Genomic DNA, 19,544 nt, shown 5'->3' with positions numbered 1-19,544 from the left:
GCGACCGGCAGCGCCTGATGGCCACCAACGATCGATTCCGCCATCCCGGGCTGGTGATCGCGGGCTCGTTCCTCGCCGCCATCGCGCTGGGCGCCGTGCTGTTGTCGCTGCCGATCGCCACAGAAGCCGGTGAGCGGGCCAGCGTGATGGAGGCGCTGTTCACCTCCACATCGGCGGTGTGTGTCACCGGGCTCGTCGTCGTCGACACCGCCACGTACTGGTCGGGGTTCGGCGAGGTCGTCATCCTGGTACTGATCCAGATCGGCGGGCTGGGCATAATGACCGTCGCCTCGCTGACCCTGGTCCTGCTGTCGCGTCGGCTCGGTCTGCGTGCACGGCTGATCGCCGCCGCGCAGACTCACGCGTTGACGGTGCGCGACATCGGCCGGGTGGTCCGCAACGTCACCCTGTTCGCCGTCGCGAGTGAGCTCGTGGTGGCGGCGGTCCTCACGGTCCGGTTCATGCGCACCACCGACATGGCCGCCGGCGAGGCGCTCTATTACGGTGTCTTCCATGCTATTTCGGCGTTCAACAACGCCGGTTTCGGGCTGTATTCAGACAGTTTGACCGGCTTCGTCGGGGACGCGTGGATCATGCTCACTGTCGCAGGTGCGGTGATCGTCGGCGGTCTGGGGTTTCCGGTGATCTTCGAGCTGGCCAGGGCATGGCGCAAGCCGAAGTCGTGGTCGGTGACCACGCGGGTCACCGTGTGGGTGACGGTGGCACTGCTCGTGGCCGGCACGGTCGCGCTTGCCTACGTCGAGCACGACAACCCGGATACGTTGGGTGCGCTGCCGCCGAACACCCGGCTGCTGGCCGCCTTCTTCTCCGCGGTGATGCCGCGCACGGCCGGATTCAACGCGATCGACATCGGTGCGATGACACCCGAGGGCCTGTTCTTCACCGACTTCCTGATGTTCATCGGCGGCGGCACCGCGGGGACCGCCGGGGGGATCAAGGTGACGACATTCGGCCTGCTGGCCGTGGTGGTCTGGGCGGAACTACGCGGCGAGGATCGGGTGAATGTCGGTCCACGGCAGATCCCGCCGGACAACCAGCGTCAGGCGCTGGCGGTGGTGCTGGTGTCGGTGTTGTTGGTCGGGGTGTCGACCTTCGTGCTGTTGGCCGAGACGTCGCTGGCGTTCGAAGAAGTGCTGTTCGAGGTGGTCTCGGCGTTCGGCACGGTCGGCTTGTCGACGGGGATCACCGCGGACCTGCCCCAACCCGGCCAACTGCTGCTGATCGTTCTGATGTTCGTCGGCCGCATCGGCCCGATCACATTGGCCTCGGCCTTGGCGCTGCGACAGCGCGGCCGTCGCTACGAGCTCCCGATGGAAAGGATCAATGTTGGCTGACGTCGACAAGGAACCGGTTGTGGTGATCGGGTTGGGGCGCTTCGGAAGTGCGATAGCGCTCGAGTTGACCCGTCGCGGTATCGAGGTGCTGGCCATCGATCAGTCGACCAAGCTGGTGCAGAGCCTGGCCGGGCATCTCACGAGGGTGGTCGCCGCGGACTGCACCGATCTGGACACATTGCGCGAATTGGGCGTCGACGAGTTCTATCGCGCCGTGGTCGCCGTCGGCACCGATATCGAGGCCAGCATCCTGATCACCTCGATGCTGGTGGAGATGGAGGTCGAGGACATCTGGGCAAAGGCGGTCAGCGACCATCACGGCAGAATCCTCGAGCGCATCGGTGCCGGGCACGTCGTCTACCCGGAGCGCGAGGCCGGCCAGCGGGTCGCTCATCTGGTGTCGGGGCAGCTGCTGGACTACATGCAGGTCGATGACGATTTCGCGATCGCCAAGGTGCGTCCGCCGCATCCCTTTGTCGGTACCCCGCTGAGTGAGACACGGCTGCGGTCGAAGTATCACGTCACCGTCGTGGCGGTGAAGGCCAAGGGTGGTGAATTCACCTACGCAACAGCCGAAACCGAGCTGGCGTACGACGACCTCATCCTGATCAGCGGCCGTGTCGAAGACATCGACCGAGTCGTCGCACTCAGTTGAGCGCAGCCGCGGCCGTATGCGCCGCGGGTGTCACGGCTGGAAGCGGTAGCCCATGCCGGCCTCGGTGAGCAGATGCACCGGGTGTGACGGGTCGTCTTCGAGCTTGCGGCGCAGCTGCGCCAGATAGACGCGTAGGTAATGCGTTTCCTTGGCATAGGCCGGGCCCCACACCTCTTTCAGCAATTCCTCGCGGCCGACGAGCTTGCCGCGGTTGCGCACCAGCATCTCGAGCATGCCCCACTCGGTCGGGGTGAGGTGCACCTCGGCGCCGTTCTTGACGACCTTCTTCGCCGCCAGGTCGACGGTGAACGACGCGGTTTCCACGACGGGCTGCTCGGTGTCGGTGCCGCTGGCGCCACGGCGCACGGCGGCCCGCAGCCGGGCCAGGAACTCGTCCATGCCGAAGGGTTTCGTGACGTAGTCGTCGGCGCCGGCGTCGAGGGCCTCGACCTTGTCGGAGGAGTCGCTGCGCGCCGACAGCACGATCACCGGGACGGAGAGCCAGCCGCGCAGCCCGGCGAGCACCTCGATGCCCGACATGTCGGGCAGGCCGAGATCGAGGATCACCACGTCGGGTTTGTGTTCGGCGGCGATGTGCAGTGCCGCGGTTCCGGTGGCGGCGACGTCGACGGTGTAACCCCGCACCGACAGGTTGATCCGCAATGCACGCAGGATCTGCGGCTCGTCGTCGACGACCAGTACCCGGGTCTTGGGGGGCGTCACGGCTGCGCCCCGGGGGTGGGAGCGGGCAGGTCGATCTCGATGGTCAACCCGCCGCCGGGGGTGTCGGTGGAGGTGATGGTGCCGCCCATCGCCTCGACGAAACCGCGGGCCACCGACAATCCGAGGCCGACGCCGGTGCGGGTGTCGTGGTCGCCGAGGCGCTGGAACGGGGCGAACAGGTCGGCGCCGCCGGGCACGCCGGGGCCTTCGTCGGCGACGGCGATCAGCACCCGGTCGCCGAGCCGGCCCGCGGTGACCCGCACCGGCGCATCCGGGGCGTAGCGCAGCGCGTTGTCCAGCACGTTGGCCAGGACCCGCTCCAGCAGCCCGCTGTCGGCGTAGACGACGGTGTCGCCGACGTCCACCTTCACCCGGTCCGGGGTGTCCCTGCCGATGCCCAGCAACGCTCGGGGGACCGCTTCTTCGAGATAGACGCGGCGAAGTTGCGGGCTCACCACGCCTGCGGCCAGCCGTGACGAGTCCAGTAGGTTGCCCACCAGCGCGGTCAGCTGGTCGGTGGATTCTTCGACGGTGGCCAGCAGTTCGGCGGTGTCTTCGGGAGAGAAGCCGACGTCGTCGCTGCGCAGGCTGGACACCGCGGCCTTGACCGCGGCCAGCGGGGTGCGCAGGTCGTGGCTGACGGCCGACAGCAGCGAGCGGCGCAGTTCGTCGGCCTGGGCGATCGCCACGGCCCTGCCGGCTTCTTCGCCCAGCTCCTTCTGCCTGACCAGCCCGGCCGCCTGATTCGCCACCGCCAGAAGCACCCTGCGGTCGCGGGCGGCGAGTTTGCGGCCGGCCATGAGCATGCGGAACTCCACCGGTTCGTGCTCGGCGCCGACGTCGATCACCGTGTCGGCGTCGTCGACCGTGACGCACGGGTCGCTGCCCGCGCAGCCGACGACGGTCGTGTCGCGCACCAGGCTCACCGAACGCTGGGAGTACGCCTCCCGCACCCGCTCCAGCAGCGTGTCCAGGTCGGCGCCCCGCAGCACCGACCCGGCGAACAGTGCCAGCAGCTCGGCTTCCTGGGCGGCGCGGGACGCCTCCCGGGCCCGGTTGGCCGCGCCGTCGACCAGCGCGGCCACCGCCACCGCGACCACCAGCAGCACCACGATCGTGATGGCGCTGTCCGGGTCGGCGATCGTGAACGTGTGCCGCGGCTCGGTGAGCAGGAAGTTCAGCAGCATGCCCGACAGCACCGCCGAAAGCGCCGCAGGGGCAACGCCTCCCAGCAGCGCCACCACGAGCACGCCGATGAAGAACAATGCGCTCTCTCCGCCGATGCCCAGGAAGCGGTCCAGCAGCAGCACCGTGATCGCGCTGATCACGGCGGGCACCGCCAGCGCGGCGAGCCACGACGTGACGTGCCGGTCGCGCGGGGTGAGCCGGGCCCACACCGACTGCCCGCCGGCCTGCTCGTGCGTCACCATGTGCACGTCGATGGTGCCGGAGCGCTGCACGACGGTGGTGCCGATACCCGGGTCGAAGATCCGTGCCCACCGGGACCGTCGGGAGGTGCCCAGCACCAGCTGGGTGGCGTTGATCTCGCGGGCGAAGTCCAGCAGGGCGGCGGGCACGTCGTCTCCGACCACGGTGTGCACCGACGCGCTGAGCGAGGTCGCCAGCTCCCGCACCCGGCCCATCTGCGGGGCGGAGACTCCGGAGAGCCCGTCACCGCGCGCCACGTGCACGACCATCAGCTCGGCCGACGACTTGGAGGCGATCCGAGACGCTCTGCGCACCAGCGTCTCGGATTCGGGCCCGCCGGTGACGGCGACGACGACGCGTTCGCGGGTCTCCCAGGTTTCGGTGATCTTGTTGTCGGCCCGGTACTTCTCCAGGGCGGCGTCGACCTGGTCGGCCAGCCACAGCAGCGCCAGCTCGCGCAGCGCGGTCAGGTTGCCGCGCCGGAAGTAGTTCGACAGCGCGGCATCGATGCGGTCGGGGGAGTAGACGTTGCCGTGGGCCAGTCTGCGCCGCAACGCTTCCGGGGTGATGTCGACCAACTCCACCTGGTCGGCGGCGCGCACGATGTCGTCGGGCACCTTTTCCTGTTGCTCGATACCGGTGATCTGGGTGACCACGTCGTTGAGGCTTTCCAGGTGCTGGACGTTGACGGTGGTGATGACGGTGATGCCGGCGTCGAGTAGCTCGCGGATGTCCTGCCATCGCTTCGGGTTCCGGCTGCCCGGGGTGTTGGTGTGGGCGAGCTCGTCGACCAGGACCACCTGCGGTCGGCGCGCCAGCACGGCCTCGACGTCGAGTTCGGCGAATTCGCGCCCGCGGTAGGTGATCAGCTTCGGGGCGACGGTCTCGATGCCGTCGAACAGTTCGGCGGTCTTCTTGCGGCCGTGTGTCTCGACCACCGCGGCGACGACATCGGTGCCGCGCTCGAGCCGGCGGTGTGCCTCGCCGAGCATCGCGTAGGTCTTGCCGACGCCGGGTGCCGCACCCAGGTAGATGCGCAGCTCCCCGCGTTTGTCGCGGCGCTCGGACGAGGTCACATGCTCATCATCCACGCCGGGCCCCACCGCGACCGCGAAGCGGCGCCGCAGGCACCGCGCTCATCGGCCCAACCGGTCCAGCGCCAGGTTGAGCTCCAGCACGTTCACCCGGGGCTCACCCAGGAAGCCCAGGGTGCGGCCCTCGGTGTGCTCGGTGACCAACCTGCGGACGTCGTCGACGTCCAGCCCGCGCGCCGCGGCGACTCTGCCGGCCTGCAGTTCGGCGTACTCCGGCGAGATGTGCGGGTCCAGGCCGCTACCGCTGGCGGTGACGGCGTCGGCGGGCACCGCGGGGTCGGCGGGCGCGGTCCCGCGGATCGGCACGATCTGACCTGCGCTGTAGTCCTCACCGTCGCGGGCGCATTCGACGCGCACGCCCTCGTAGGTGGCGACGAACGGCGCCGGGGTCGTCGTGCAGGGTTCGTTGACGCTGACGACCCGGGTCGGTTCGGTGACGGTGCCGTCGGCGGCGCGGGGACCGAGCACCGACAGCACAGCCCCGACACCGCCGCCGGTGCAGAACGGTCGCGAGCCGTCGACACCGTTGAGCTCGCCGATCTCGGCGCTGCGTGTGCACACCGTGCTCAGCAGGCTGGCCGCCTCGGGGGTGTCGACGACGCTTTCCGGGCCGAGGTTGCTTGCCCCGCTCGACAGCCCGTCGTAGTCCGCGGCCGACGGTCGGCTCTGGAAGTACTGCGGCAGCGGGTTGCCGTCGGCGTCGGTGAACGACTGCCCGATCAGGCTGCTGCCGACGACGCGCCCGCCGGCCTCGATCAGGGAGCCGCCGGCGCGGTCGGACAGCCCCGGGAGTTGGGCGACGAGCCACACCAGGGCGGGGTAGGCGAGGCCGAGGACGACGGTGAGCACCAGCAGCGCGCGCAGGGCGGCCCAGTGCTGGCGGACGATGCTGGACGGCTTCATGGTCACATTCCCGGGATGAGTTGGATGACGAGGTCGATCGCCTTGATGCCGATGAACGGCGCGATGATGCCGCCTAGTCCGAACAGAGACAGGTTGCGGCTCAGCAACTTCGAGGCGCTGCTGGGGGTGTAGCGAACTCCGCGCAGCGCCAGTGGGATCAGGGCGACGATGACGAGCGCGTTGAAGATGACCGCGGACAGGATCGCCGACTGCGGGCTGTGCAGCCGCATGATGTTGAGCAGGTCGAGCCCGGGGAACAACCCGACGAACAGCGCCGGGATGATCGCGAAGTATTTCGCGATGTCGTTGGCCATCGAGAATGTCGTCAGCGCACCGCGCGTGATCAGCAACTGCTTGCCGATCTCGACGATCTCGATGAGTTTGGTCGGGTCCGAGTCGAGGTCGACCATGTTGCCGGCCTCTTTGGCCGCCGAGGTGCCGGAGTTCATCGCCACGCCGACGTCGGCCTGCGCCAGGGCTGGCGCGTCGTTGGTGCCGTCGCCGGTCATGGCGACGAGCCGGCCACCGGCCTGCTCCTTCTTGATCAGCGCCATCTTGTCTTCCGGTGTCGCCTCGGCCAGGAAGTCGTCCACCCCGGCCTCGTCGGCGATCGCCTTGGCGGTCAACGGGTTGTCGCCGGTGATCATCACGGTGCGGATGCCCATCCGGCGCATCTCGTCGAACCGTTCCCGCATGCCGTGCTTGACGACGTCCTTGAGCGCGATGACACCGAGGACCCGAGCCGCACCGTCTCTGATCTCGCCGACTGCCAGGGGCGTGCCGCCGGTGGCGGCGACCTCGTCGGCCACCGCGGACACTTCCGCGTCGACGTCACCGCCGTGGGTCGTCACCCATTGCGCGACAGCGGCTACTGCACCCTTGCGCAGCGAGTGGCCGTCGACATCCACGCCTGACATGCGGGTGGTCGCCGAGAACTCGACCCAGGACGCGCCGGTCAGCTCTCCGGGCGTGCGTGCCCGCAGCCCGTAGCGCTGTTTGGCGAACACGACGACCGAGCGGCCCTCCGGCGTCTCGTCGGCCAGGCTGGACAGCTGCGCGGCGTCGGCCAGTTCGTCCGGTGAAACCCCATGCAGTGCAATGAACTCGGCGGCCTGACGGTTGCCCAGCGTGATGGTTCCGGTCTTGTCGAGCAGCAGCGTGTTCACGTCACCGGCGGCTTCGACCGCGCGCCCGGACACGGCGAGCACGTTGCGCTGCACCAACCGGTCCATTCCGGCGATGCCGATGGCGCTGAGCAGCGCCCCGATCGTGGTGGGGATCAGGCACACCAGCAGTGCGACCATGACGATGCCGGTGACGCCGTCGGCGTTGAGCGCCAGGCTGTCCGGGACGCCCGGGTTGTTCGCTTTGGAGTAGATCGCCAGCGGCTGCAGCGTGACGACGGCGAACACGAAGATGATGGTCAGCGAGGACAGCAGGATGTTCAGGGCGATCTCGTTCGGGGTCTTCTGCCGGTTGGCGCCCTCGACGAGTCCGATCATCCGGTCGATGAAGCTCTCGCCGGGTTTCTGGGTGATCGTGACGACGATGCGGTCGGACAGCACGGTGGTGCCTCCGGTGACCGCCGATCGGTCTCCGCCGGATTCGCGGATGACGGGTGCGGACTCGCCGGTGATGGCCGACTCGTCCACCGAGGCGATGCCTTCGACGACGTCGCCGTCGCCGGGGATGGTCTGACCGGCCTCGACGACGACCACGTCGCCCTGGCGCAACAGGGGTGCGGCGACCTCTTCTTCGTCTCCGGCGATCCCGGGCGCCCAGCCGGTGAGGCGGCGGGCGGTGGTGGCGGTCTTGGTTTTCCGCAAGCTCTCGGCCTGGGCCTTGCCTCGGCCTTCGGCGACGGCTTCGGCGAGGTTGGCGAACACCACGGTGGCCCAGAGCCATCCGACGATCAGCCACGCGAACCACGACGGGTCGATGACGGCCAGCACGGTGCTCCAGAGCGCGCCGATCTCGACGATGAACATCACCGGGTTGCGCCACAGCGTGCGGGGGTCCAGCTTACGTACCGCATCCGGGAGCGATCCCCACAGCAGACGGGGGTCGAGCACGGCGCTGCGGTGCGCGCCGCGCGACTGCGGTTCGGTGCGGGAGTGGGTCGGGGATTGATCTGTGGCCAGTGTCATCAGTGCAGTCCTTCGGCGAGGGGGCCCAGCGCGAGCATGGGCAGGAAGGTCAGGCCGACCAGGATCACCGTCAGGCCGGTGACCATGCCGACGAACTGAGGTCGGTGGGTGGGCAGTGTGCCGACCGAGTCCGGGGCCCTGCCCTGTCGTGCGAGTGCACCGGCGAGGGCCAGCGCGACGATGATCGGCAGGAAGCGCCCGCACAGCATCGCGATTCCGAGGGCGGTGTTGTACCAGGTGGTGTTGACGCCGAGGCCGGCGAACGCCGACCCGTTGTTGTTGGCGGCGGAGGTGAACGCGTAGAGCACCTCAGACAGGCCGTGCGGGCCGGTGTTGAGCATGCCGGCGCGCGCGGTGGGCGACGCCATGGCGACCGCGGTGCCGGTGAGCACGATCAGCGGGGTGAGGAGGAAATACGTTGCTGCCAGCTTGATCTCGCGCGGGCTGATCTTCTTTCCGAGATACTCGGGGGTGCGGCCCACCATCAGGCCGGCGACGAAGACGGTGATGATCGCCAGGATCAGCATCCCGTACAGGCCCGAACCGACTCCGCCGGGGGCGATTTCGCCGAGCTGCATGTTGAACAGCGTCATCAGGCCGCCGAGGCTGGTGTAGGAGTCGTGGAACGAGTTCACCGCACCGGTCGAGGTCAGCGTCGTGCTGGCCGCCCACACCGCCGACGTCGCCACGCCGAAGCGTTGTTCGACACCCTCGGTGGCGGCGCCGACCGCGGTGGGGACGGTGCCGTGGTGCTGCAGCTGCACCAGCATGGTCAGGCTGACACTCGCGGCGGCGATCAGGCCCATCACCGCGACGATGGCGTAGCCCTGCTTGGGGCTGCCGACCATCCGGCCGAACACCCGCGGCATCGAGAACGCGATCACCAGAAGCAGGAAGTTCTCCACCCAGTTGGTCCAGGCGGTCGGGTTCTCGAACGGGTGTGCCGAGTTCGCGTTGAAGAAGCCGCCGCCGTTGGTGCCGAGCTCCTTGATGACCTCCTGGCTGGCGACGGGCCCGCCGGGAATGGTCTGTTGGCTGCCCGCGAGGGTGTTCACCACCTGCTCGTGCACGGAGAAGTTCTGGATGACGCCACCGGCTAGCAGGACGACGGCTCCGATCACCGAGAGGGGCAGCAGGACGCGGAAGGCGCCGCGCACCAGGTCGACCCAGAAGTTGCCGAGTTCGCTGGTGCCGCGGCGGGCCAGACCCCGGATGAACGCGACCGCGACCGCCATGCCGACGGCGGCCGAGACGAAGTTCTGTACGGTGAGCCCGGCCATCTGGACCAGGTGGCTCTGTGTGGACTCGCCGGAGTAGGCCTGCCAGTTGGTGTTGGTGACGAAGCTGACCGCGGTGTTCCAGGCCAGCGCGGGGGTCATCTCGGTGGCCGGGTCGGTCAACGCCCAGGGCAGCCGGTGCTGGACGAGTTGCAGTGTGAACAGGAACAGCACGCCCACCGCGGAGAAGGCGAGCACGCTGCGCGCGTAGGACCCCCAGTTCTGTTCGGCCTTCGGGTCGGCACCGATCAACCGATAGACGGTTGTCTCGATGCGCCAGTCGCTGCTGGTGGTGTACACGCGGTGTAGATAGTCGCCGAGCGGGACGTGGACTGCGGCCAGCGCGACGACCAGCGACAGTACGAACATCGCGCTCATCAGAAGCGCTCGGGGAACAGCAGCGTCGCGAACAGGAACACCGTCGCCAGCGCGGCCAGTGCCAGGCCGATGATGTTCTGGCTCACGGCTTTTCCAACTTTTCCAGCGCCTTCTGGACCAGGGCGAACAGGGCGAAGATCGCCACTGTCAGCGCGAGGTAGCCGGCGGCCGACATCAGGGTCATCACGGGGTATCAGCACTCCTGCTTTCGTTGTCGCGCCCCGTGCGGGGGCAGCGGCCAACGTATGCCCGGTTGCGGCAGGTAGAGCTGGACCTTGACGGATTCTTGACGGCCCCGGTGGGGGTTTTGACGGTCTGTTTGCGCGCCGTCAAGGAGCCGTCAGGACGGGCGGGTGCTGCGTCAAGAATCCGCAGAGATGACTATTGGTCGGTTCGCGGGGCCCGTACAGATGGGCATGTTGTTCGTGACGGACGATCGCGATGAGAGAAGAGGTACGTGATGGCCGACCTGCTGGCAGTGCTGGTGCTCCTGGCGATTCCAGGCAGCATCCTGCTCACCGTTCGGTTCCTGAACCGACGCGGTGAGCGCCGCGAGTCAGCGCGCTACCACGCCGGCGGCGCGGGCGTTGGCCACCATGCGCTCCCAGGCGCATTCGCCGGCGGCCACTACCGCCAGGGCGGTGAGTAGCGCGATCGATGACACCGCCCAGTACAGCGCCGGAGCCACGGCTCCTGGCGTGGCCAGCAGCAGGATCGCGAGGCTGCCGGTGAGTGCGAGAAGAGCGCCACACCAGATCCGCTGGGTGGCGGCGTTCCGATCGTGCGATGTGTGAGCCATGGTCCCACGGTGCGACACGCGGCTTAGAGACTGCTCACCGGAACCTGTGGATCGGCTATGAGATGGGTGACGATGCTATGTCGGCGGCCGTTCCGCGGTGATGGCCTGGTAGCTGTGCGCACCGGCGCGTTGCACGACGGCGCGCACCACACCCCACACCACACCTTGCAGCGCTGCGGCCACCAGAGCCGAGGTCATGGGTTGCTCGAGGTCCTGCGGATCGGGTGGGTCGTTGTCGTCGATCTGCTGCCAGACGGTGCTGAAGATCTTGCCGGCCAACAAGCCACCACCGATGCTCGCGGCGGTGGACAACGGGATGTAGAGGTTTCTGGAAAGTTTGCTCATTGCCGGCTCCCACAGAGGTGTGATTTCGTCGGGCGACTCGGCGCATACCCGAGCCCACAGCGGGTCAAACCTGGCTGCCACGGCCGTTGACGTGCCATGATCGGACCATGGCTGGCGATCCCCGCACCGAGGACGAACAGCTCTACCGCGGTCGCCGGGAAACCGAGATGGAGCGCTTGGACCGCAATTGGAACAGCCTTCTGCAGGAGCTGCGCGTGGTGCAGACCGGGGTGCAGGTGCTCACCGGCTTTCTGCTGACGCTGCCGTTCCAGGGCCGGTTCGACATCCTCAGCGGACCCATGCGGGTGGTCTATCTGGTGACCGTCTGCACCGCGGTGCTGTCCACCGCGCTGCTCGTCGCGCCGGTGGCGATGCACCGTTTGCTGTTCCGCCAGCACCGGCTGCGCAGCCTGGTGTCGGCGTCGCACAAGAGCGCCTACGCCGGTGTGCTGCTGCTCGGCCTGGCGGTCTCGGGGATGACGATGATCATCTTCTACACCGTGGTGGGCACGCTGCCCGCGATGGTCGCCGGTGCCAGTGCGCTGGTGGTGTTCGCCGGGTTCTGGTTGGTGCTGCCGTTGGCGATGCGGCGCACGGAGCCGAGCACACCGCAGGAGTCGGAGCCCCGCACCCCGTAGTTTCGCCGACGCCGACAGGGGTATGCGGCGTCGACCGCAGACGAGGGAGGCGCAATGGCGAACGACAACGTGACCCCGGACGGGGTGATTCCCTACCCAGGGCACACCGCCGACATGGCCGAACCCCCGTTGGACGAGATGCACGGCTACGTCGGGACCGGTCTGCTGGCGGGAAAGCGCGCACTGATCACCGGCGGTGATTCCGGGATCGGACGCGCGGTGGCCGTCGCGTTCGCCAAGGAGGGCGCCGACGTCGCGATCGCGTACCTGTCCGAGGCCGCCGACGCGGCGCACACCGTGTCGTTGATCGAGGCCGCCGGACAGAAGGGGATACCACTGGAGGGCGACCTCGCCGACGCCGCGCACTGCCGCGACGTGGTCGAGCAGACCGTCGAACAGCTCGGCGGTCTGGACATCGTCGTCAACAACGCCGCTTTCCAGGCCCCGGTCGACGACTTCACCGAGATCAGCGACGAGCAGTGGCGACACACCTTCGCGGTGAACATCGACAGCTTCTTTCACGTCACCAAGGCCGCGCTCAAGCATCTGCCCGACGGGTCAGCCATCATCAACACCGGCTCGATCAACGGGTTGCGCGGCAACAAGACGCTGATGGACTACTCGGCGACCAAAGGCGCGGTGACGGCGTTGACGTACTCGCTGGCGCAGTCCCTGGCGCCACGCAACATTCGCGTGAACTGCGTTGCGCCGGGCCCGGTCTGGACGCCGCTGATCCCGGCCACCATGGACGCCGAGCGCACCTCGTCGTTCGGTGAGCATGTCCCGATGGGCCGTCCGGCCCAACCCGACGAGATCGCACCGTCTTATGTGTTCTTCGCCGCCGGGCGGCTGTCGTCGTACTACAGCGGTGAGGTCCTCGCTCCGATCGGCGGTGAAACCCTGCCCGGCTGAACGGGTTACGGGCGGCCGTACCGCAGGAAGACGTATCCCGCGTCGTCGACCAAGGTTTGCTCCAGCTGCAGCCGGGTGGGTGAGGCCATCGGGGCGGCGGCCTGGCCCAGGGGCTGGCAGCCTGCCAGGACGGGCGCCATCGTCACGCACAGTTGGTCCACCAGATCGGCGGCGACCAGCTCGTCCAGCAGCGTCGGACCGCCCTCGCACAGCACGCGGCCGTCGCCGCGGCTACGCAGCTGGGCCACCGCGTCGGTGATGTTGACACTGTCCTCACCGCACACCATGACCTCGCAGGGCAGTTCGGCCACGCGTTCGGCGTGCGCGGCGCGGGCGCTGGTGAGCAGGATCGGCGGCGGTGAGGAGCCCAGCATCGTCGCCGGCAGCCGCCCGCTCTGTGACACCACCGCCAGGGGAGGCGGCTCGGACCCCAAGCCGAGTTCCACGCGCTGACGGCGATGGTCGTCGCTGAGTTTCACCGGGCCGTACGTCTCGGCGCGCGCCGTGCCCGCGCCGACGAGGACGACGTCGGCGTAGGCCCGCAGCGCCAGCAGCAGTTGCTGGTCGGCCGCGCAGGACAGCGGACCGGCGTGCCCGGCGAACCCGGCGGCCCCGTCGGCGCTGAAGATCATGTTCGCCCGTACGCCCACCGGCGCGGGACGGTAGCCGTAGTCCTCGACAGCCGTGCCGGGGGCCACGGTCGCCAGGTTGGTCATGCGTTGTGTCCCGGGCTGACATCGCGCACGTCGGAGAACGAGATCAGCTCGCCGAGGGTGTCAGGCGCCGTGCCCGCGACGGGTTCGACGAGGTGGCCGACATGGTCGCCGACGTCGAATCGGCGCAGCACGCGCCCGACGAACCAGGCCGGTGCGGCGTCGAGAATCGGCATGCCCTGTGGACCGGTGTGCCATTCACACTGGGCGAACTTGTCGGAGGTGTCGCCCGTGGTGCCACCGAACAGGCGGGCCAGCGGCAGTTCCTCGCGGGGCAGGACGTGGACGGCCAGATGGTCGGCGCTCTGCGCGACGCCGAATGTGTGGTTCTTGCGCGACAAGCCAACCAGGAAGCGCGGCGGGTTGATGCTGGTCTGGGACGTGAAGCCAACCAGGCAGCCGGCGGGGTGCCCGTCGGAGGCCGTGGTCACGATGAACATCGGGTAGTCCAGCAGCGAGACCAGATCGTCGAAGGCGGCGCTGCCGTCTGCTTCAACCATGGCAGTGTGCGTTGCCGTTCCGGCTGTGTTCGAAACGTGCCGTTGACCGTGTCGGGCTGGGGTTTCACGGCCCGAGGGACGGGTACCGCTGCAGGTCATGAAGGCAGTCACCTGGCATGGTCGCCGCGACGTCCGCGTCGACACCGTCAAAGATCCCACGATCGAGCAGCCGACCGATGCGATCATCGAGATCACCTCCACCAACATCTGCGGGTCCGACCTGCATCTGTACGAGGTGCTCGGCGCGTTCATGAACGAAGGCGACATCCTCGGCCACGAACCGATGGGTGTGGTGACCGAGGTGGGCTCCGAGGTGTCGGAGTTGTCGGTGGGTGACCGGGTGGTCATCCCGTTCCAGATCTCGTGCGGCCACTGCTACATGTGCGACCAGAAGCTCTATACCCAGTGCGAGACCACCCAGGTGCGTGAGCAGGGCACCGGAGCCGCGCTGTTCGGATATTCCGAGCTCTACGGTTCGGTTCCCGGCGGGCAGGCCGAGTATCTGCGGGTGCCGCAAGCCCAGTTCACCCACATCAAAGTTCCTGATGGACCGCCCGATTCGCGGTTCGTCTACCTGTCGGACGTGCTGCCCACCGCCTGGCAGGCCGTGGAGTACGCCGACGTGCCGAAGGGCGGATCGGTGACCGTGCTCGGGCTCGGACCGATCGGCGACATGGCGGCGCGCATCGCCCAGCATCACGGTTTCCGGGTGATCGCGGTCGACCGCGTACCCGAGCGGCTGCAGCGGGCCGCGACCCGCGGCATCGAGACCATCGACCTCAAACAGGTCAACGGGACGGTCGGGGATGCGGTGCGCTCGATGACTGACGGGCGTGGCACCGACTCGGTGATCGACGCCGTCGGCATGGAGGCCCACGGCTCACGGGTCGCGCAGGCCGCGCAGACGCTGACCGCGTTCATGCCGGACATGATCGCCAAGCCGATGATGAAGACGGCGGGAATCGACCGGCTCGACGCCGTGTACACCGCCATCGACACCGTCCGCCGGGGCGGCACCGTGTCGCTGATCGGCGTGTACGGCGGCATGGCCGACCCGCTTCCGCTGATGACGATGTTCGACAAGCAGATCCAGGTCAGGATGGGGCAGGCGAACGTCAAGCGGTGGGTGGACGACATCATGCCGCTGCTCACCGACGAGGACCCGCTGGGTGTGGACACCTTCGCCACGCACACGGTGCCCCTCGAGCAGGCACCACACGCCTACGACATCTTCCAGAAGAAACAGGACGGAGCCGTCAAGGTCATCCTGCAGCCCTGAGGCGCCGTGTTTGGTCGCTGCTGGCGAGGGAAAACCTACAGCTCAGTGACAGCGAGAGGAGGGCGAGCCGATGCCGAACTCATCGATCAAGAACGAGAAGCTCTACCAGGATCTTCGGCGCGAAGGAAACTCCAAACAGAAAGCGGCACGTGTCGCGAACGCCACGGCCCGCACGAGTGCGACCACGGTCGGACGGCGCGGCGGCAGGTCACAGTCCTACGACTACTGGACCGTGGGTGATCTCAAGCAGCGGGCCAAAGAGTTGGGTCTCCATGGCTATTCGCGGCTGACCAAGGACAAGCTGATCTCCAAGCTGCGCGACCACTGAGGCAGGTCGGCGTGGACAACGACGACGTCGAGACGGTGGCGCCCAGTGAAATCCGCAAGGGTGACGTCATCGCCGATCCGGCGGCCAACCGGTGGTTGACCGTCAGCGAAATTCAGTTGATGGAGGACACTCACGCGGGCACCTACCGGTTTTTCGGTGACGGACCCGAAGACCGGGTCGCGTTCGAGGAAGACGAGCAGGTGACCCGCCGCGCGAGGTGAATTATTGCGTCCCTGTGACCCCGCGTCTCGGATCGTTTCGCGAGGCATCGCTCGGGTATTTGTCTGAGCGTGACTGCCGCGACGACACCGATACGCTCCCGGGGCTGGTATGCAGCCTGAAGAAGAGCCGGGCACCGTCGAGTAGCCAACTCATTGCCGAGCACCTGTTCGAGACGGCGCGCGGCCATGCCGCGGACTGCGCGCAAGACCACCGCCGAGGTGTTCCAGGCGGTCAATGACATCGGTTCCACCGTCCCCGCTCGAGGCGGCACCTATTGGAGCGGTGAGCCCATGCACTCCAAGGGCGATGACGACCTCGACGAGGTGCCCGAGGCCTTGGCCGTTGCCACCGCTGCGGTGGCGCGCAACGCGGTGCATCGGGCCCGCACGCTGAAGAACACGGAATATCCGCCCTGCACTAGCTTGGCCGCGAAAGGAGCTCTCATGCCTGACAATTCGTTAGATCCGGTCGATCATTCCCGCACCGCCCGCCAACACGCGGGTGAAACCATGAAAGCCGGCGTCAACGCGCCGGGTCTGATCGCAACCGGCGTCGGCGTCGTGGCGTTCTTCTTCGGTCTCGCCGCGTTCGCCACCGGGGAGCCGATGTTCGGCACCATCGGTGTAGTGCTGGCAGTGCTGCTGATCGGCGGCGGTATGACCTGGGTCGTGATGAATCACCGCAAGGCCCACGACCGCCAAAAGGATTGGCACCGAGACCATCCCGAAGTCCCCTACGAGCCGCCGACGAGTTGAGGCCATGACACCGTCGGACCGGGGCTGAGCAACCTGTTCTGGGGTCGCGAGACGTTCCGGGCGCAGGTGCCCAGGTCGGTATGACGACCGGGTGGTGATGGGCTTGCGGCTGGGGTGCAGACCCTGCTCGCGGCCAGGGTTAGCGCTGCGCCGCGACAGGGTCCTGGCGGACCGGTTGATCGCCGCGTCCTTTGCGCCGTGTTCCCCGGCAACCTCGCCCGATACGTCAACAAGGGTGATGGATTCGGAGGGGACACCGGCCGGTGCTGGTCGGCTGCGCGCTGTCGTAGACGGGAGTCCCGAAGCGCTGACTCGGGCTCCGGGGCCGGCTGACGTTGCCGATAGGATCAGCGTCGGTCAGCCCCCATAGCCCAATTGGCAGAGGCAGCGGACTTAAAATCCGTCAAGTGTCGGTTCGAGTCCGACTGGGGGCACCGTAAAATCCCAGCTAGGGCGCGATTGCGGCTTGAACATGTGAGCAATTGCTGTCGTTGGCCCCTCGCTGCGTCGGCACTGCGTAAGCGAGGAACCACAACAAATACCTAGACTCCGAGAATGCGCGTGCCCCGTCAAATCGCAGAGTTCAACAAGCGAGTCACCAATCCGGCGGCTCGCACGATCACACCCTGGCTTCCCAACCTCGGGACTCTCGAGCACGTCGGGCGGAAGTCGGGTAAGCGATATCGGACGCCCCTTCTGGTATTCAAGACCGAGGATGGTTACGCCGTCCTCGTCGGCTACGGCCCGCAGACGGACTGGTTGAAGAATGTGCTGGCCGGCGGACCGACGGTGCTGCGCAAGCGTGGACGGGCTGTCGAGCTCGGTAACCCTCAGGTCGTGAGCAAGGCCGAGGCCGCGCCCCTCGTCATACCGCGTTCTCGCCTACTCTTCCGGGCGTTTCCCTACAACGAGGCAGCCGTGCTGATGACGAATGCGGGCTCGGTGAATTGACCTCCGTACCGCGTCGGACTCAACAGCCGAGGATGCGGCTCGAGGCCGCCATTGTCGGTTCGAATCTGACTGGGGCACCGGGTCGTGCGAGCCGCATCGGCGGAATCGCGGAACGGCGGAGGACGGGTAGATCGGCTCACCGCCGGCAGGTGTCGACCGGGTCGCCGCTGGTGACGGCGTCCACGAACCCCTGCATGTCGGGCACCGCTGGGTCGATGACGCCGCGGTGGTCGAGGCCGTTGTACACCCGGTAGTCGACGGCGACGTCTCTGCTGCAGAGGGTCTTCACCAGCTGGTCGACGCCGGCCGGGTCGACTTCTGCGTCCTCGGTGCCCTGCACCATCATCACCGGGACGCGGGGGGTGAGGCGCATCGGATCCTGCTGGTCGAGATAGGCCCGCAACGCAGTCAGGTCAGCGCTGGGGGCGAACACCTGGCCCGGCGGTACGGGCGGCAGGGCGCGAACCTGCGCGACGCACTCGGTCCGCGCCGTCGACAGGAGGGGGCGAGCCTGATCGGAGAACACCTCGTCGGGGTCGATGGACGGGTCGATGACCGCGCCTCCCAGCACGAGCAGCGGAAGAAACCTCTGTGCTGACTGCACTTCCGGCCTTCCGTCGCGGATCAGGTCGACAGCCTGATTCAGCCCGACGCCCCCCGGCGCAATGGACACCACGCCCTTGAGGGTGAGATCCCCGTCGCGCTGCTCGGCTTGTTGTGCGGTGAACAGCACCGCCTGCCCTCCCTGGCTGTGACCGACGGCCACCCAATCTGTGCCGACATCGGAATCGAGCTCTCGCGCCGCTGTGACGATGTCGATCACGGTGTGAGCCTCGCTCAGGCCGTCCACGTAGGGATGTCCGCCGGGTGTGCCCAGCCCCTGGTAGTCCGTCTGCACGACGGCGTAACCCCGGCTCACCCAGCTGTCCAGCATGGGCTGGACGACGCGGACGTAATCGTGAACCAGGCCATCAGCGGTGTCGGCCGAAGGGGCGCAGGTGTCGGCGTATCCCGTGGTGCCGTGCGCCCAGCTGATCACCGGCCAGCCGCCATCGGGTGGCGGCGCCGAGGGCAGGGTGACGGTGCCCGACACCACGATCGGCTCACCGTCTGCGTCCTCGGAGACGTAGGTGATCAGTTGGGTTTCACCGCTGGGCAGCGCTGCCGTGGTGAGCAGCGAACGCGCGGTGAGGAGTTGCCCCGGACGTAATTCAGGTGCCGTGCTCTGCGCGGCGCATCCGGTCAGAAGTGTCAGCGCGACGAGACCGGCGAGGAGGCGCCGACCGTGGTCAGTCATCGAGGAGTTTCCGGCGACTGGACGCGATCGGACTCTGAGCGGTCAGACCGCCGTCGAGCACCAGGGTCTGCCCGGTCATGTAGCGCGACTCGTCCGAGGCCAGGTAGACCATGGCCCAGCCGATGTCTTCGGGCGTGCCGATCATGTCGAGTGCGTTGTGGCTGCGGATCTCGTCGATCACGTCTGCGGAGACGTTGCCGCTCAGCGACGGTGTCATGACGGCGCCCGGTGCGACCGCGTTGCAGCGCACGCCTTTCGGCCCGTACTGCGTCGCGATGTACTGGGTGAGCCTGATGACCGCGGCCTTGGCCGCACCGTAAGCGCACTGCAGGGTGTCCCCGGTCAGACCGGCGACGGAGACCGTGTTGACGATGGAGCCGCCCCCTTCGTCGATCATCACCGGGATCGCCAACCGGCAGGCGATGACGGTGCTGCGCGCGTTGAGTGCCATGGCGCGATCCCATTCGGCCAGATCGAGGCGCAACAGGTCGAGGTCCTTGCGCGGGTCGCTCCCGCCGACGTGGTTGCACAGCACGTCGATACCGCCGAATGCGGCAACGGCGCGGTCGATCATGGCCTTGATGGAGGTCTCGTCGAGGACGTCGACCGCCACTCCGACGGCACCGTTGCCGATGTCGGCAGCCGCCGCCGTGGCCGCGTCTTCGTTCAGATCGGCGATCAGCACCCTGGCGCCTTCGGCGGCCATCAGGCCGGCTGCCGCGTACCCGATGCCGGAGGCCGCACCGGTGATGACGATTCTCTTGTCCTGCAGACGGAGGTTCTTCGTCATCGAGTTCCACTCCCCACCGCGGCCGGCCACTGACGCCGACGTTAGACCACGGGCT

Annotated in this window: 22 protein-coding genes and 1 tRNA gene; 10 read left to right on the top strand and 13 right to left on the bottom strand. The window is 67.8% G+C overall.

Annotated features, from left to right (window positions below; all coding sequences use genetic code 11):
- Positions 1–17: 17 nt before the first annotated feature.
- Both J3476_RS07545 and J3476_RS07540 read left to right on the top strand, forming a co-directional pair.
- Entirely contained in the window at positions 18–1,355 is a 1,338-nt protein-coding gene (locus tag J3476_RS07545; protein WP_207065873.1) for a TrkH family potassium uptake protein, read from the top strand.
- The gene (locus J3476_RS07540) at positions 1,348–2,010 is read left to right on the top strand and encodes a TrkA family potassium uptake protein (protein ID WP_286182713.1); all 663 of its coding nucleotides are present in this window, start codon (positions 1,348–1,350) and stop codon (positions 2,008–2,010) included. The genes J3476_RS07545 and J3476_RS07540 overlap by 8 nt, the downstream gene beginning before the upstream one ends.
- 30 nt (positions 2,011–2,040) lie before the next feature.
- Here J3476_RS07540 and J3476_RS07535 read toward each other — a convergent pair whose 3' ends face one another.
- The 9 genes from J3476_RS07535 to J3476_RS07500 all read right to left on the bottom strand — a co-directional run bounded on the left by J3476_RS07535 (position 2,041) and on the right by J3476_RS07500 (position 11,104).
- Positions 2,041–2,733: a response regulator gene (locus tag J3476_RS07535; protein WP_207065871.1), complete on the bottom strand. Its 693-nt coding sequence runs from the start codon at positions 2,731–2,733 to the stop codon at positions 2,041–2,043.
- The gene (locus tag J3476_RS07530; protein ID WP_373889038.1) at positions 2,730–5,264 is read right to left on the bottom strand and encodes a DUF4118 domain-containing protein; all 2,535 of its coding nucleotides are present in this window, start codon (positions 5,262–5,264) and stop codon (positions 2,730–2,732) included. The genes J3476_RS07535 and J3476_RS07530 overlap by 4 nt, the downstream gene beginning before the upstream one ends.
- A 33-nt stretch (positions 5,265–5,297) precedes the next feature.
- The gene (locus J3476_RS07525; protein WP_207065870.1) at positions 5,298–6,158 is read right to left on the bottom strand and encodes a potassium-transporting ATPase subunit C; all 861 of its coding nucleotides are present in this window, start codon (positions 6,156–6,158) and stop codon (positions 5,298–5,300) included.
- Positions 6,159–6,160: 2 nt separating this feature from the next.
- Entirely contained in the window at positions 6,161–8,305 is a 2,145-nt protein-coding gene (gene kdpB / locus J3476_RS07520; protein WP_207065869.1) for a potassium-transporting ATPase subunit KdpB, read from the bottom strand.
- Positions 8,305–9,960 (bottom strand): potassium-transporting ATPase subunit KdpA, encoded by a 1,656-nt coding sequence (gene kdpA / locus J3476_RS07515; protein ID WP_207065868.1) that lies wholly within the window; start codon positions 9,958–9,960, stop codon positions 8,305–8,307. Before kdpA ends, kdpB begins: the two co-directional genes overlap by 1 nt.
- Positions 9,960–10,046 carry a potassium-transporting ATPase subunit F gene (locus tag J3476_RS28175; protein WP_373889040.1) on the bottom strand — a complete coding sequence of 29 codons (87 nt, stop codon included), beginning with the start codon at positions 10,044–10,046 and terminating at the stop codon, positions 9,960–9,962. Before J3476_RS28175 ends, kdpA begins: the two co-directional genes overlap by 1 nt.
- Positions 10,043–10,144 (bottom strand): potassium-transporting ATPase, encoded by a 102-nt coding sequence (locus tag J3476_RS07510; RefSeq protein ID WP_207065867.1) that lies wholly within the window; start codon positions 10,142–10,144, stop codon positions 10,043–10,045. Before J3476_RS07510 ends, J3476_RS28175 begins: the two co-directional genes overlap by 4 nt.
- Positions 10,145–10,516: 372 nt before the next feature.
- Positions 10,517–10,759: a hypothetical protein gene (locus J3476_RS07505; protein ID WP_207065866.1), complete on the bottom strand. Its 243-nt coding sequence runs from the start codon at positions 10,757–10,759 to the stop codon at positions 10,517–10,519.
- 75 nt (positions 10,760–10,834) lie between these two features.
- Positions 10,835–11,104 (bottom strand): DUF4235 domain-containing protein, encoded by a 270-nt coding sequence (locus J3476_RS07500; protein WP_207065865.1) that lies wholly within the window; start codon positions 11,102–11,104, stop codon positions 10,835–10,837.
- A gap of 107 nt (positions 11,105–11,211) precedes the next feature.
- Here J3476_RS07500 and J3476_RS07495 point away from each other — a divergent pair, with 107 nt between their 5' ends.
- A complete protein-coding gene (locus tag J3476_RS07495) occupies positions 11,212–11,742 on the top strand; it encodes a DUF6328 family protein (protein ID WP_207065864.1) in 531 nt (176 codons plus the stop codon).
- Positions 11,743–11,796: 54 nt separating this feature from the next.
- Positions 11,797–12,654, top strand: coding sequence for an SDR family oxidoreductase (locus J3476_RS07490; protein WP_207065863.1), 858 nt, complete (start codon positions 11,797–11,799; stop codon positions 12,652–12,654).
- 5 nt (positions 12,655–12,659) lie between these two features.
- Here J3476_RS07490 and J3476_RS07485 read toward each other — a convergent pair whose 3' ends face one another.
- Entirely contained in the window at positions 12,660–13,370 is a 711-nt protein-coding gene (locus J3476_RS07485) for a pyrimidine reductase family protein (protein WP_207065862.1), read from the bottom strand.
- Positions 13,367–13,867, bottom strand: a complete 501-nt coding sequence (locus J3476_RS07480) for a flavin reductase family protein (protein ID WP_207065861.1) — start codon at positions 13,865–13,867, stop codon at positions 13,367–13,369. The genes J3476_RS07485 and J3476_RS07480 overlap by 4 nt, the downstream gene beginning before the upstream one ends.
- 97 nt (positions 13,868–13,964) lie before the next feature.
- Here J3476_RS07480 and J3476_RS07475 point away from each other — a divergent pair, with 97 nt between their 5' ends.
- The 6 genes from J3476_RS07475 (at position 13,965) to J3476_RS07450 (ending at position 17,402) form a co-directional block, all read left to right on the top strand.
- Positions 13,965–15,146: a zinc-dependent alcohol dehydrogenase gene (locus J3476_RS07475; RefSeq protein WP_207065860.1), complete on the top strand. Its 1,182-nt coding sequence runs from the start codon at positions 13,965–13,967 to the stop codon at positions 15,144–15,146.
- A 70-nt stretch (positions 15,147–15,216) separates the two neighbouring features.
- Complete coding sequence (locus J3476_RS07470) at positions 15,217–15,474, top strand: Rho termination factor (RefSeq protein ID WP_207065859.1); 258 nt, start codon at positions 15,217–15,219, stop codon at positions 15,472–15,474.
- 11 nt (positions 15,475–15,485) lie between these two features.
- Positions 15,486–15,695, top strand: coding sequence for a hypothetical protein (locus J3476_RS07465; RefSeq protein WP_207065858.1), 210 nt, complete (start codon positions 15,486–15,488; stop codon positions 15,693–15,695).
- Between the two features lie 219 nt (positions 15,696–15,914).
- A complete protein-coding gene (locus J3476_RS27860; protein WP_286182712.1) occupies positions 15,915–16,451 on the top strand; it encodes a hypothetical protein in 537 nt (178 codons plus the stop codon).
- Positions 16,452–16,811: 360 nt separating this feature from the next.
- Positions 16,812–16,885, top strand: a tRNA-Leu gene (locus J3476_RS07455).
- 121 nt (positions 16,886–17,006) lie between these two features.
- A complete protein-coding gene (locus tag J3476_RS07450; RefSeq protein WP_207065857.1) occupies positions 17,007–17,402 on the top strand; it encodes a nitroreductase family deazaflavin-dependent oxidoreductase in 396 nt (131 codons plus the stop codon).
- Between the two features lie 136 nt (positions 17,403–17,538).
- Here the strand turns inward: J3476_RS07450 and J3476_RS07445 are convergent, their stop codons facing one another.
- Together J3476_RS07445 and J3476_RS07440 are read right to left on the bottom strand one after the other, a co-directional pair.
- Positions 17,539–18,699 (bottom strand): S9 family peptidase, encoded by a 1,161-nt coding sequence (locus J3476_RS07445; RefSeq protein WP_207065856.1) that lies wholly within the window; start codon positions 18,697–18,699, stop codon positions 17,539–17,541.
- Complete coding sequence (locus J3476_RS07440) at positions 18,692–19,489, bottom strand: SDR family NAD(P)-dependent oxidoreductase (RefSeq protein WP_207065855.1); 798 nt, start codon at positions 19,487–19,489, stop codon at positions 18,692–18,694. The genes J3476_RS07445 and J3476_RS07440 overlap by 8 nt, the downstream gene beginning before the upstream one ends.
- Between the last annotated feature and the right edge of the window lie 55 nt (positions 19,490–19,544).

This window comes from Mycobacterium sp. PO1 (genome assembly GCF_017312405.1).
In the GTDB taxonomy this organism is placed as follows: domain Bacteria; phylum Actinomycetota; class Actinomycetes; order Mycobacteriales; family Mycobacteriaceae; genus Mycobacterium.
Note: the sequence above shows the minus strand (reverse complement) of the source record. Positions and strands in the feature narration are given on the sequence as shown.

Excerpts from the sequence above, each read along its gene's own strand:
- J3476_RS07545 (WP_207065873.1), top strand. The coding sequence starts at position 18 with ATGGCCACCAACGATCGATTCCGCCATCCCGGGCTGGTGATCGCGGGC.
- J3476_RS07525 (WP_207065870.1), bottom strand. The coding sequence starts at position 6,158 with ATGAAGCCGTCCAGCATCGTCCGCCAGCACTGGGCCGCCCTGCGCGCG.
- kdpB (WP_207065869.1), bottom strand. The coding sequence starts at position 8,305 with ATGACACTGGCCACAGATCAATCCCCGACCCACTCCCGCACCGAACCG.
- kdpA (WP_207065868.1), bottom strand. The coding sequence starts at position 9,960 with ATGAGCGCGATGTTCGTACTGTCGCTGGTCGTCGCGCTGGCCGCAGTC.
- J3476_RS07510 (WP_207065867.1), bottom strand. The coding sequence starts at position 10,144 with ATGACCCTGATGTCGGCCGCCGGCTACCTCGCGCTGACAGTGGCGATC.
- J3476_RS07505 (WP_207065866.1), bottom strand. The coding sequence starts at position 10,759 with ATGGCTCACACATCGCACGATCGGAACGCCGCCACCCAGCGGATCTGG.
- J3476_RS07500 (WP_207065865.1), bottom strand. The coding sequence starts at position 11,104 with ATGAGCAAACTTTCCAGAAACCTCTACATCCCGTTGTCCACCGCCGCG.
- J3476_RS07495 (WP_207065864.1), top strand. The coding sequence starts at position 11,212 with ATGGCTGGCGATCCCCGCACCGAGGACGAACAGCTCTACCGCGGTCGC.
- J3476_RS07490 (WP_207065863.1), top strand. The coding sequence starts at position 11,797 with ATGGCGAACGACAACGTGACCCCGGACGGGGTGATTCCCTACCCAGGG.
- J3476_RS07485 (WP_207065862.1), bottom strand. The coding sequence starts at position 13,370 with ATGACCAACCTGGCGACCGTGGCCCCCGGCACGGCTGTCGAGGACTAC.
- J3476_RS07480 (WP_207065861.1), bottom strand. The coding sequence starts at position 13,867 with ATGGTTGAAGCAGACGGCAGCGCCGCCTTCGACGATCTGGTCTCGCTG.
- J3476_RS07475 (WP_207065860.1), top strand. The coding sequence starts at position 13,965 with ATGAAGGCAGTCACCTGGCATGGTCGCCGCGACGTCCGCGTCGACACC.
- J3476_RS07470 (WP_207065859.1), top strand. The coding sequence starts at position 15,217 with ATGCCGAACTCATCGATCAAGAACGAGAAGCTCTACCAGGATCTTCGG.
- J3476_RS07450 (WP_207065857.1), top strand. The coding sequence starts at position 17,007 with ATGCGCGTGCCCCGTCAAATCGCAGAGTTCAACAAGCGAGTCACCAAT.
- J3476_RS07445 (WP_207065856.1), bottom strand. The coding sequence starts at position 18,699 with ATGACTGACCACGGTCGGCGCCTCCTCGCCGGTCTCGTCGCGCTGACA.
- J3476_RS07440 (WP_207065855.1), bottom strand. The coding sequence starts at position 19,489 with ATGACGAAGAACCTCCGTCTGCAGGACAAGAGAATCGTCATCACCGGT.